9 protein-coding genes are annotated in these 12,021 nt (G+C 71.8%); all 9 read right to left on the reverse strand.

Going from position 1 to position 12,021, the window contains the following annotated elements:
- Positions 1 to 111: 111 nt before the first annotated feature.
- Positions 112 to 897 carry a polyphosphate kinase 2 family protein gene (locus ACTOQ3_RS29045; RefSeq protein ID WP_440086599.1) on the reverse strand — a complete coding sequence of 262 codons (786 nt, stop codon included), beginning with the start codon at positions 895 to 897 and terminating at the stop codon, positions 112 to 114.
- A gap of 85 nt (positions 898 to 982) precedes the next feature.
- A complete protein-coding gene (locus ACTOQ3_RS29050; RefSeq protein ID WP_440086600.1) occupies positions 983 to 3,001 on the reverse strand; it encodes a CehA/McbA family metallohydrolase in 2,019 nt (672 codons plus the stop codon).
- 190 nt (positions 3,002 to 3,191) lie between these two features.
- Entirely contained in the window at positions 3,192 to 3,803 is a 612-nt protein-coding gene (locus tag ACTOQ3_RS29055; protein WP_440086601.1) for a GTP-binding protein, read from the reverse strand.
- Entirely contained in the window at positions 3,784 to 4,170 is a 387-nt protein-coding gene (locus tag ACTOQ3_RS29060) for a DUF742 domain-containing protein (protein WP_440067136.1), read from the reverse strand. The genes ACTOQ3_RS29055 and ACTOQ3_RS29060 overlap by 20 nt, the downstream gene beginning before the upstream one ends.
- Complete coding sequence (locus ACTOQ3_RS29065) at positions 4,167 to 4,628, reverse strand: roadblock/LC7 domain-containing protein (RefSeq protein ID WP_440086602.1); 462 nt, start codon at positions 4,626 to 4,628, stop codon at positions 4,167 to 4,169. The genes ACTOQ3_RS29060 and ACTOQ3_RS29065 overlap by 4 nt, the downstream gene beginning before the upstream one ends.
- Before the next feature lie 99 nt (positions 4,629 to 4,727).
- Positions 4,728 to 7,484, reverse strand: coding sequence for a nitrate- and nitrite sensing domain-containing protein (locus ACTOQ3_RS29070; protein WP_440086603.1), 2,757 nt, complete (start codon positions 7,482 to 7,484; stop codon positions 4,728 to 4,730).
- A 212-nt stretch (positions 7,485 to 7,696) separates the two neighbouring features.
- Positions 7,697 to 9,388, reverse strand: coding sequence for a prenyltransferase/squalene oxidase repeat-containing protein (locus tag ACTOQ3_RS29075; protein WP_440086604.1), 1,692 nt, complete (start codon positions 9,386 to 9,388; stop codon positions 7,697 to 7,699).
- The gene (locus tag ACTOQ3_RS29080; protein WP_440086605.1) at positions 9,385 to 10,269 is read right to left on the reverse strand and encodes a terpene synthase family protein; all 885 of its coding nucleotides are present in this window, start codon (positions 10,267 to 10,269) and stop codon (positions 9,385 to 9,387) included. Before ACTOQ3_RS29080 ends, ACTOQ3_RS29075 begins: the two co-directional genes overlap by 4 nt.
- A complete protein-coding gene (locus ACTOQ3_RS29085; protein ID WP_440086606.1) occupies positions 10,266 to 11,654 on the reverse strand; it encodes a cytochrome P450 in 1,389 nt (462 codons plus the stop codon). The genes ACTOQ3_RS29080 and ACTOQ3_RS29085 overlap by 4 nt, the downstream gene beginning before the upstream one ends.
- Positions 11,655 to 12,021: the final 367 nt, after the last annotated feature.

Genomic DNA, 12,021 nt, shown 5'->3' on the forward strand with positions numbered 1-12,021 from the left:
GGAACGGCGCGGACGACACCGACGGCGACAGCGACACCAACGGCGACACCGACAGCGACAGCAACGGCGACACCGACGACGGGGACCACCGCGACGACGGCGACGGCCTCGCTACTCGCCGGCGGCGCCGCCCGTCGGGGAGGAGATCACCGGCTCGTGGCCCCTGACGGCGAGTTCAGCCTCGATCGCGGCGCAGACGGTCTCCGCGACCGTGACGCGGGCCAGGCGCTTGTCGTCGCCGGGGACCACGTGCCAGGGCGCCTTCGGGTGGTCGGTGCGGGCGAGCATCTCCTCCACCGCGACCTCGTACCGCGGGCGCTTCTCGCGGTTGCGCCAGTCCTCGTCGGTGAGCTTCCACGCCCGCAGCGGGTCGCCGGCCCGATCCCGGAAGCGCCTGAGCTGCTCCTCCTCGGAGACGTGCATCCAGAACTTGACCATGATCATGCCCTCGGCGGCGAGGGTCCGCTCGAACTCCACGATCTCCCCGTACGCGCGGGACCACTGCTCCTCGGTGGCGAAGCCCTCGACCCGCTCCACCAGCACCCGGCCGTACCAGGAGCGGTCGAGCACGGCCATCCCGCCCCAGCCGGGCAGGACCGGCCAGAACCTCCACAGGAAGTGGTGGCGCTTCTCGTCGTAGGTCGGCGCGGCGAACTGGGCGACGCGGACGTGGCGCGGGTCCAGCGGGCGCACCAGCCGCTTGATCGCCCCTCCCTTGCCCGAGGCGTCCCAGCCCTCGAAGACCACGCACAGCGGCGGGCCGATGCGCTGCTCGCCGACCTGGCCGCCGAGCGTGAGCCGCAGGTGGAGCAGGCGGTCCAGGGCGGCGTCGAGACGCTCGGAGGCGTCCTTCTTGGTGAGCTTCTGCGACAGGTCGACCTCAGACAGGCGGTTCATACCGACAAGCCTCGCATGTCCCGGCCCGCGAGCGGTCCGGGCGGGCGGTCCAGGCGGGCGATCCGTGTCCCGCCGCCGCGCGCCGTCAGGCCAGGCGGTCCCGGTAGACCTCCCTGGCCCGGCCGATCAGGGCGAGGTGGTCGGCGAGCTGCCCGCCGGTCTCGAAGGTGCCCTCCTTCCGCAGCAGCGTCTCCAGGGCGTCCAGCCATTCCAGGCACCAGCCGACGTCCTCGGCCCTGGCCACGTGACGGCCGTCCACGTCGAGGTAGACCGGGCTGGTGTGGGCGTACACCTCGCCGGTGAACGACCGCTCGTGCGGTCCGCCGGTGGCGAGGGCGACGACGTAGGTGGGGTCGCCGGCGACCAGTTCGGCGGTCAGCTCGCCGGGCGGCCCCTCGGCCAGCACGCCGTCCGCGGTGCGGATCTCCAGCCGTTCCACCTCCGGGCCGACCGACCGGACGGTGATCGTGACCCGCTCCCCCGGTGACAGGTCCAGGGTGGCCCCGGGGCCGTGGCCCGCGACCGACAGCTCCAGCCAGGGCCCCGTGGTGCCGAAGGTACGGCCCCGCCTGACCGCCTCGGCGAACGACGCGGCGGTCAGCGGCCCGTCCACCCGGGCGTAGACACGCGCCCAGCCGGGCGGGTTGGACTGGTTCCCCCGCCGCGCGAAGGAGACCATCGCGTCGGTGCCCGCGGTGACCGCGACGCGGTTGCCCGCTCCGATCAGGCGCCGGTAGACGGCGGCGGTCGCGGTGATCGACGTCTGGCTGAGCACGTCCAGGGTGTCGACGAGGCCGAGCGCCGCGTCGGCGACGATCTCCCGGGAGGAGCAGTTGCGCCCCCACCGCAGTGCCTTGTCGGGTCCGTCCATGTCGCTGAACGGGTTGTGGAAGGGGTGGCTGTAGCCGGTGACGGCCCCCAGGCCGCGGAGCTCCTCGCAGGCGACACTGTTGGGCGGCCAGTCGGCGGTGCCGAGGAAACCGGTGTGGAAGCGCGAGGGCGGGGCCGAGACGCCGAACGCGTAGAGGTGGCCGAGCAGGTCGTTGCGGTACTCGACGCCGATCCTCGCCACGTGGGAGGCGTCGGACCAGGGCAGGTCCCGCCCGGCCCAGTGCTCGAGCGCCTCGGAGTCGTAGACCCGCTCGGAGGAGACGTTCCCGGCGACCAGGTTGAGGACGTGCAGGTCCTCGCCGTGCTGCATGATCCCCGCGAGTCCGGACGTGCCGACCATGTCGCCCGCCCAGTTGAGGTGGACGTGCATGTCCCCGCCGTACCAGCCCAGGGCGGCCGCGTCGTAGAGCCGCTCCGGGGTCAGCTCGACGAGGGTCTCCCCGTCCGGCGCGGGGGTAACCGTGACCTGCGCCGAGCCGTACTCCATGCCCCTGGACACCCGCACGGTCAGCGTCTCGGCCGGGACGTCCAGGACCAGGTCGTCCCCGTGGAAGTAGGGCATCACGTGGTAGTCGTGCCGGTCGGGGGCTCCCTCGGGGTACCAGCCCTGGCCGTGCTCGCCGTACACGCTCCACTTGCACGGGAAGCCCGCGCGCACCCGGAGGCGGGCCGCGGGGGCGGGGCGGGTCAGCGGCGACAGGTCGACCGGTACGCCGTCGGCGACCACCTCGCTCCGGCTCGTGATCTTGATGAGCCGGGCGCCGCCGGGTCCGACCACGTGCGCCCGCCCGTCCGCCAGCACGGTGACCGGACCGGACCTGCTGGAGTCGAGCAGCAGCGTCGTGCGCAGGGGCCTGCCGTCCAGCACGGCCTGCGCCCGTGCCCGCAGCGCGACTCCCCCGTCGGTGAGGCGGAGCGCGGCGAGGTTGCCGAGCACCCGGCCCGCGAGGACGCCGCGGACGACCTCGTCCATGTCCAGCTCGTCGAGACGGTCCCTGAGCTCCTCGAACGGCACCTCGGGATAGCGGGTGCCGAGCATGCCGTAACAGACTTCCCAGAAGCTCGTCGTGCCCATCAGGTAGGCGTCGGTGGCCATGGACCTGACGTAGAAGATGGGATCCTCGCCCCAGGTGACCCCGTGCTCGTCCAGCAGCGCCCGGTACTCTCCGAGCGCCCGCGCGACTGTGTGAGGAATGGTCGGATCGTCACACATAGGTCTCCCCGCACGGTAGGACGCAGGTGATCGCCGCTATCGTGACACGCCGGATACGGGGTGTTGTCGCAAGGCGTCCGGCGGTGAGGGATTCGTCCCTACCGGAGGGATAAAAACGCTCCCGGGGCGGTGATGATCCGCCCCGGAAGGGCCCGTCGCGTCCGCGGGCCGCTGCCCGTCCCGCGGGAGGTCAGGCGCCCGACGGCTGGGACGTCGTGCCCAGCCGCATCCGCATCGCGTGCTCGACGAGGGTGATGAGCACCTCCTTGCCCGACTCCCGCTGCCTGGCGTCGCACAGCACGATCGGGATGTCCTCGTGCAGGGTCAGCCCGAGCCTGACCTCGTCGAGCTCGTAGCGGCGGGCCCCGTCGAAGCAGTTGACCGCGACGATGAAGGGCGTCTCGCGCCGCTCGAAGTAGTCGAGCGAGGGGAAGCAGTCGGCCAGCCTCCGGGTGTCGGCGAGGACCACCGCGCCCAGCGCGCCCAGCGCCAGCTCGTCCCAGAGGAACCAGAAGCGCTCCTGGCCGGGCGTGCCGAACAGGTAGAGGCGGTAGTCGTCGCCGATGGTGATGCGGCCGAAGTCCATCGCGACCGTGGTGGTCTTCTTGGTCTCCACGCCCGACAGGTCGTCGACGCCGATACCCCGGTCGCTCAGGGTCTCCTCGGTGCGCAGCGGCTCTATCTCCGAGACCGCGCCGACCAGCGTGGTCTTGCCCGCGCCGAACCCACCGGCGACCAGGATCTTGATCGCCTTGGGCAGCTTCACGCGCCCGGCGTCGCGACTAGAGCGCACGGAGTCCATCGAGCACCGCCCTGTACAGCCTCTCGTCGTGCATGTCCGTCTCCGAATGCGGTTCTTGCATGGCGATGAATCCCTGGTCGAGCAGGTCGCTGAGCAGGACACGGACCGTGCCTGCCGGAAGGTTTGTGTGGGCCGCGATCTCCGCGACCGACTGGGCCTGCCGGCAGAGCCGGACGATGGCCAGGCACTCCGGGTCCAGCCCCGGTTCCCTCGACGAGACCTGCCGGATGGTCACCACCAGGGTGATGAGGTCGAACCGGCCGCGGCTCGGTTCGGTCCTGCCCCGCGTCAGGACGTACGGCCTGACGATCGGCCCCGCCTCGTCGCCGACCCACTGGGTGTCGGGCTGCTCGTCGAAGATGCTCATCGTGTGCCGTCGCCTCTGAAGGAGTCGGCCCTGAGGGAGTCGGCCCTGAAGGAGGACTCGGCCGTCCTGGTGGGCGAGGTGAGGTACTGCCCCACGCGGGTGACGAGCATGGCCATCTCGTAGGCCACCAGGCCGACGTCGGCCTCGGCGCTGCAGAACACCGCCAGGCAGGCTCCCTGCCCGGCGGCGGTGACGATCAGGTACGCCGTCCGCATCTCGATGATGGTCTGGCGCATCGGCCCGCCACCGACCCGGTCGCTCACCCCGCGGCCCAGGCTCTGGATCGCCGACCCGACGGCGGCCAGGTGCTCGGCGTCGGCCGGGGAGAATCCCGCCGACGCGGCCAGCAACAGGCCGTCGGTGGAGAACACGATTCCGTGCTGAGCTTCCTCCACCCGCGAGACCAGGTCGTCCAGCAACCAGGCCAGGTCCGTGAAGGATCCTGTTCCCTGCACCACTCGTTGTCCTCTCCTTCTGCCTTCCGACGTCACGTCGCCGGTTCCCGGCGGCTCATCGGCGCCTGCCTGGCACGCGCGATTTGAGATCGTTCACTGGGGTCACACGGCGGGCCCGCCCTCGTCCGCGGGATCGCCGTCGCGATCGAGCAACTGGGCGGCGTCGTCGCGGCCTCGGCGCGTACCGGCCTGGAAGGACGACATGGCCGCGCGGATCATCTCCGGCGAGCGCTCGGCGGCGTCGTCGGCCGGGGGCGGCGGCGCGGGCTCGTCCTCCTGCAGGGGGGCGGCGAGGTGGGTCTGCGGAACGCGCCTCGGCAGGCCACCCGGGGTGTGACTGCTGTCGGGCGGGGGCAGCACGGGCGGCAGCGACGTCCCGGAGCCGCCCGGACGCCCGTGGGCGCCGGAGTCGTCGGGCCCCGCGCCGGGAGCACCCGGCGAGGCGGGGGATCCGGGGCTCGTGAAATCGGGCAACCGGCCGGGTGCCCCGGTCTCGGGCATCTGCCTGAGTGCCGAGGGATCGGCGAAGCGGCCGGGAAACGTCGGATCGGTGAAACCCTCCGCGGGCGCCGGGCCCGCGGAATGCCGTCCGGAGGGCGTCTGGTCGGCCCGGCCTGCCGGAAGGCCCGGATCCGTGGAACGGCCGGTGTGCGGCGGGGTGAAGAAACTGCCGGGGTCGGCGAAGCCGCCGGAGGACGCCTGGTCGGCGAGAAGGCCGGAGGGCGCGGGGCCCGCCGGATGCGACCTGCCGTTGGCGGGCGGCGACGGCTCCCACGCCTCGGCCCCGGTGCCGGGAACGTGCTCGCTGATGACCTCTCCCTCCGCCCCTGCGGCCCGCACGGGGCCGCCGGTGATGCCCAACGGGTCGCCCACCCTGCCGCGGACCGCGGCGACCGCGGAGGTGGCGCCGTTCATCTCCTTGCCGCTCGCCGGGCGTGCCTGCGGCACGCCGACCCCGACGGAGGGGCCCGGGTCCTCCTCACTGATCAGTTCCTGCGGGATGAGGACGACGACGGTCGTGCCCCCGTACGGGGAGGACTTGAAGGTCACCCGGATGTCGTGCCGTTCGGCCAGGCGGCTGACGACGTACAGGCCGAGGCGGGCGTTGCCGGAGAGCTTGAGCTCCGGGGGGTTGGCGATCCGCTCGTTGGCGTCCGCGATGTCCGCGGGACTCATGCCCAGGCCGCGGTCCTCGATCTCCAGCGCGTAGCCGTGCGCCACCGGGTATCCGCCGACCTGCACCGTCGTGTAGGGCGGGGAGAAGGAGGCGGCGTTCTCGACGAGCTCGGCGATCAGGTGGATGACGTCGCTCACCGCCCGGCCGTCCAGCGAGACCTCCCCCAGGGGCATCACGTCGACCCGGGTGTAGTCCTCGATCTCGGCGAGGGAGCCGCGGACCACGTCGATCATCGGGACCGCGTCGCGCCAGGCGCGGCCCGGCGCCGCGCCGGAGAGCACGAGGAGGTTCTCCGCGTAGCGCCGCATGCGGGTCGCCAGGTGGTCGAGCCGGAACAGGTCGCGCAGCTCCTGCGGATCGTTCTCTCGCCGCTCCATGACGTCGAGCACGCTCAGCTGGCGGTGCACGAGCGACTGGGTGCGGCGGGCGAGGTTGCGCAGGATGTCGGCGATGTCGCGGCGCAGCTGGGCCTGCTCCGCGGCGACCTTGATGGCGGTCCGCTGCACGGCGTTGAACGCCTGGCCGACCTGCCCGATCTGGTCGTCTCCGAACTTGAGGGGAGGCGCCTCCGCCGCGACGTCCACCACCTGCCCGTGACCGATCCGCTCGACCACGGCGGGCAGCCGCTCGTTGGCGAGCTCCCAGGCGGCGGCCCGCAGCTTCTCCAGCTGCTGGACCAGGGCGCGGGCCGTGGTGATGGCCAGGACGACCGAGGCGATGACGGCCACGAGTCCCAGGCCGCCGGCCAGCGCGAGCCGTACGATGACGCCGGCGGCGACCGGGCCCGACCGCTCGACCACGCCGCTGCCGGCCGCGAGCACGGCCTGCGTGAACTTGGTCTGCGCGGGCTGGGCGTCGGAGCTCCACCGCGTGACGTCGATCACTCCGGCCTGCACCACGTTCGGGTCCTCGATCAGCTGGTCCTCCATGGCGCGCAGCCGGACGAACTGATCGCCGGCGACCAGCCGCCGGTAGGCCTCCTGGTCGGCGGCGGGCAGCTCGGCCACCGCCTGGTCGGTGACGAAGCGCCGCGTGCCGACCATCTGCGTGAACCTGACCTGCTCGCCGTCGGCGAACCGGCCCGCCGTCAGGGCGCCCATCACCAGGGCGTCCTCCTGGGCCAGCATGTCCCGGGCCCGGTTCATCCCGATGAGCGTGCGGGTGTCCTTGGCGAGTTCCTCGTCGTCCAGCGTCGCCAGCGAGTCGTAGACGCGGAAGATCGAGTCGACGATGGCGGTGAACTCGGTGGCCGCCCAGGTCCGGTTGACCCGGCCGGCGTCGATCGCCTTGCGCGCGGCGGGCAGGTCGTCCATCAGCTCGCGGGTCTCGCCGAGCCGGCGCTCGAGAGCGGGACTTCCCAGCAGCCGCACCCCGCTGCCGCCGGTGAGCTTCCGGAAGTGCGCGTCGGCGGCGTCGGTGCGCTTGCGCTGGGCGGCCATCGCCTCGCGCCGCTGGCGTTCCGCGCCGGCCGATCCCAGGGTGATCGCGGTCAGCCGCCGCTCGGCCTGCAGCTCGACGATGAGCCGCTCGCTCGGGTCGGCGACCTCGGTGTTGAGGGTCGCCACGCCCAGCATGTTCAGACCGTCACGGACCGTCACCCATGCCGTGAACGCCCAGAGCGCGGTGAGCGACACCAGAAGTGCCGTGACCTTGGTCCGCAAGCTCGCGTTACGCAAGCGCATGGTATCCACCCCGGGAAGGAGAAAGAAAATAGCCGGCATTTTTCATGGCGGTTGACACATACCGGTCAAACAGGTCAAACGGTCGCCACATCGCGGGGGTCAGCGAGACACCCCACATCACACCCGCCGAACCATAGCAATGTCACTAAAAACCCTCAAGACGGACAGAGTGGATACACCCTTGTGTCCTGTTTTGAATTCACGGTCAATTCTCAATACGAGTCATCCTCGGGAATGTCGAGCGCGCCTCGCGCCAGGTGCAGCGCGCCCAGAACGGCCGCCCTGACGATCGCGACCGGCAGATACAGGTCCTTGTCCACCCAGAGCGACGGCGCCTCGTCGTCACGGGCGGCCAGCAGATGGCGGTACCCGCGCTCCACGGCCTCCCGCCACCGCTCCTCCCGCGCCGTGCCGGCCAGCAGCAGGGTCTGCAGCGCGTAGGCGGTCTCCTCCGCGGTGCCTCCCCACCGGCCCCACGACCCGTCCCGGCGCTGGGTGCCGAGCACCCAGTCCACGGCACCGCCCACCGCGCCCGCCGACCTCCCGCCGCCGAACTCGCGCAGCGCGATCGCGCAGCAGGCCGTGGCGTAGTACGGCGAGACGTGCCAGCGGTCCGTCCAGCTGCCGTCCGCCTCCTGGCGGTCACGCAACCAGGCCGCCAGCTTGGCGACGACGGCCGCGTGGCGGGGCTCTCCCCCGCACCGGCGCAGGTACTCACCGAAGGCGTCGAGCACGTGCGCGTTGGTCGTCGGGGACATCCCCTCCTCCCCGCGCCAGGTGCAGAAATGGGTCTCCAGCTCGAACGGCCACAGCCCCTCCGGCTCGCGCGGCTCGCCGAGCAGCGCCAGCGCGTACAGGGCGACGGAGGTGGTGTCGGCGTCGGCGGGCAGGCCCGGGCCCGTGGCGACCCCGTCGGGACCGAGCCCGTCCCGCAGGCTCGCGACCAGCTCCGGCGGTACGTCCACCGGGATTCCCGCACGCCGCAGCCAGCTCAGCGTCCAGCCGCGCTCGAACACGGTGACGGGGAGGGTGCACGGCACCGGCCCGCCCGTGGAGGCCACCACGGCCTCCAGGTACCGCCGTACGGCGCCCTCGTCCCCGGCCCTCCGCGCGGCGCGGTCCCCGAAGGCGGAGGCGTCCGCGGTTTCGGGGCCGTCCGCGCCCCCGGAGGCGTCCACGGCTCCGGGCCGGGAAAGCGCGGCCAGCCAGGCGGCGCTCGCCCCCGGGGAGGCACCGGCGGCCGCCATCCCGCCGGGCATCGGCGTGGGGAGGATCCCGGAGGCGGCCGTCGCCTCCGGGCCCGCGACCTCGAGGGCGTGGACCAGTTTCTGCGGGACCGCCGCACCCGACATCAGCCACGCCCTGACGGCCGCCAGCTTGGCGCCGCCCATGCCCGGGGGCGGTTCAGGACCCTCCCCGCCGAGGTGCCCGTCGATCAGGGCGAGCAGGGACGACACGATGAGCTCGATCGCGGGCGTGTCCGGCGGCCAGGTGGCCGGGAAGGACCAGTTCCGGACGGCCTCCAGCCCGCGGTCGGCGGCCTTGGCCAGGAGGGCGGGATCGGCGGCGGTGTCGCGGCCGAGCTCGGCCAGCAGTGCCTCCACCGCGCTCAGGGTGGGGACGAGGGCGTGGTCACCGGACGAGGACCAGCGGCCGTCCGGCCGCTGGGTGGCGAGCAGGTACCCGACCCGCTCGGCGTGCCCGGCCAGCCAGGGCGCCAGGCTCACCACCCGGCCGGTCTCGTACGGCGAGGCGGACACCTGGCCCCAGGGCTCGGCCAGCAGCCCGGCGACCAGTTCGCGCGCCTCGGCGGCCGCGTCGATCCCGGCGTGGTCCTCCACCCCGATCCCGGCGCCGGCTCTCGTGCCGGGTTCCGTGGTGGCGAGCAGGCCGTCGACGCTCACAAATCCCCCCAGTAGTCACCGACCTGGTAGAAGCCCGCGCAGAAGTCCATCTGCCGTTCCATGTAGCCCGCCAGCTCCGGATGGGCGGCCCGCAGGGGGGCGACCAGTTCCCGGCTCCGGGCCGCGAGCCCGGCGATCCGCCGCTCCACCTCGGCGCGGTCCAGGCCGAGCAGCAGGACGTTGAGATCTCCCCAGGCGACGTCCCGCTCGTAGGTGCCCAGGTCGTTCAGGAGGCGGATGACCCGTTGCACGGCCCAGCCCGCCTCGCGCAGCGCGCCGATGTCCGCGACCGCGCCGGAGCCCGTGACATGGATCCAGTGGGCGGCGAACACGTAGGAGAAGCCGAGGTTGTCGGCGTTGCCGAGATACTCCTCGTAGGTCGGCGTGACCTTGTCGGTCTTCCAGCGCCACTCCGTGAGCATCCCGTCCAGCATGCGCTTCAGCTCGTCGCGCCAGACCGGGCCGAGCTCGGGGAAGGCGGGCGAGGACGCGAGCTCGTCGCGGATGTCGCCGAGCATGCGGGTGAGGTCGTCACCGGGGACCGGCGGGGCGCCGCCGGCCACGTCCAGGCACCGCCGGGCGATGTCCTCCACCTCGGACGACGAGGTGGCGACGTAGTCGACGAGCCAGTCCAGGCCGAACGCCCACAGGGAGACCTTGTTCGCCGTCCGCAACTGCCCGGCGTCGAACCAGGGGCCGCCGAACGCCATGGCGAGCGAGAGCGTGCTGTACAGGGCCGCGTCGAACGGCTTGGCGGAGAACAGGCCGGGATAGGTCTCCGCCCACTCCCGCATGTCCCGCTGGGACCGCCCGGCGCGGGCGCAGATCGCCCCGGCCTCCCTGGCGTCCGGCCGGACGCCGGGATCGGGCCGGCGCGTCATCGCAGGGCCCCGCTCCGGTCGCGGCCGTTGAAGGACACGCCCAGCGCGACCTTCTGCCGGGGGCGCAGCGAGGCGGCCCAGCCGGTGTCGAACGGCCCGGGGGTGCGCACCGACATCCGGAACCGGCTGAGGATGCTCGCGACCACGAGCGGCGCCTCGACGTAGAACAGGGGCTCGCCCAGGCACCTGTGCGGGCCGCCGCCGAAGGGGAAGTAGGAGTACCGGTGCCTGCGCTCCTCGCTCTCCGACCGCCCGGGCGCGAACCGCTCGGGGTCGAACTCGTCCGGGCGCTCCCAGAACTCCTCCAGCCGCTGGGTGGCGTACGGGGTGACCAGCACCGAGGATCCGGCCTTGATCCGCACGCCGCCGATCTCCGCGTCCTCCATCACCCTGCGGGGCAGGAACCAGCCCGCCGGGTACAGGCGGAGGGTCTCCTGCAGGACCATGCGCGTGTAGACGAGGCGGGGGATGTCCTCGGGCACGGCCGGTCCCTCGCCGACCACCTCGTCGATCTCCGCCTGGAGCCTGGTCGCCACGTCCGGGTGCTCCTCCAGCAGCAGCCACAGCCAGGTGAGGACCATCGCGGTGGTCTCCGAGGACGCGGCGTACACGCTGACCAGCGCGTCGCGGATCTGCTTCTCGGTGAGCCTGTCACCGTTCTCGTCCACGGACCGGCAGAGCACGGAGATGACGTCGACGTTGTCGTCGGGGTTCGCCATCGCCTTTCTCACAATGGGGAACACCACGTCGTCGATCGATTCGACGGCCTTCAGAAAGGTCCGGTCGCCGGGGATCCGCATGAAATACGGCATGAACGGCATGAGAATTCGATAGACGAGCGAATAGGACGCCTGTTCGAAGGCGGGGATGATGCGTTCCCCGTCCTCCCGGTTCAGCTTGTCCCCGAACAGCACCCGGTTGACGATGTAGCTGAGGATCCGGGACATCTCCGTGGCCGCGTCGAAGTCGCGTCCCGACCGGACGTACTCGTCCCACTCCTCGACACGCCCGGCGACGCGCCTGGACACCTCGTCGGCGATCGTGGCGATGTACCGCGTGGTGAACAGCGGCTGCAGGACCTTCCGGCTGTTCTGCCAGTGCTCGCCGTCGCTCATGATGCTGTGCCCGAAGAGCCGTTCCAGGGGGCGCCAGAACATCCCCAGACGCTGGTGCTTGGTCCATTCGAGACGCATCACCTTCTGGACGTGGTCGGGATGGGTGACCAGGTAGGGACGGAAGGGCCCCAGCTCCAGCCGGAGGACCTCCCCCCTGGACTCGCGCGCGAACTCGGCGAGCGCGCCCGCCGGTTCGCGAAGCAGCTTCGGCAGGGCCCGGTGCATCGGAACGGATCTCGCCCGGCGGCCGGTACGGGCGCGCACGTCCATGGACATAGGTAAACGTCTCCCACCTCGCGTGACGTGAATTCGCGCAGCACGAGACAACCGCCCGCACGGGTGAGTGCGGCGGTGTTCGGAAACGGGACATCCCACCTGTCCCGCGCCCGCCCGGGGCGTGGATGAGGACTGGTCAACCGACAGGTCAGAGGCCGATCGGCCGGCAATCCAGGGACGCTCCGGACCTCCTCGCCTGTCTCATTCTGTGTTTTACACGCTAAAGCGCATCACATCACAACATTAGTTAATCTTCGCACGAAGTATCACATGACCCACCAGAAGTGATCAAGGTCATATAGAATATAAATCTTGCCACTTTCGGACACACGACTTGTTAACATGCGCTTAACACCGGCGC

Origin of the sequence: Streptosporangium sp. LJ11 (assembly GCF_051918945.1) — a bacterium.
Classification (GTDB): domain Bacteria; phylum Actinomycetota; class Actinomycetes; order Streptosporangiales; family Streptosporangiaceae; genus Streptosporangium.

Coding starts and splice junctions, on each gene's coding strand:
- ACTOQ3_RS29045 (WP_440086599.1), bottom strand. CDS start 897: ATGAACCGCCTGTCTGAGGTCGACCTGTCGCAGAAGCTCACCAAGAAG.
- ACTOQ3_RS29050 (WP_440086600.1), bottom strand. CDS start 3,001: ATGTGTGACGATCCGACCATTCCTCACACAGTCGCGCGGGCGCTCGGA.
- ACTOQ3_RS29055 (WP_440086601.1), bottom strand. CDS start 3,803: ATGGACTCCGTGCGCTCTAGTCGCGACGCCGGGCGCGTGAAGCTGCCC.
- ACTOQ3_RS29060 (WP_440067136.1), bottom strand. CDS start 4,170: ATGAGCATCTTCGACGAGCAGCCCGACACCCAGTGGGTCGGCGACGAG.
- ACTOQ3_RS29070 (WP_440086603.1), bottom strand. CDS start 7,484: ATGCGCTTGCGTAACGCGAGCTTGCGGACCAAGGTCACGGCACTTCTG.
- ACTOQ3_RS29080 (WP_440086605.1), bottom strand. CDS start 10,269: ATGACGCGCCGGCCCGATCCCGGCGTCCGGCCGGACGCCAGGGAGGCC.
- ACTOQ3_RS29085 (WP_440086606.1), bottom strand. CDS start 11,654: ATGGACGTGCGCGCCCGTACCGGCCGCCGGGCGAGATCCGTTCCGATG.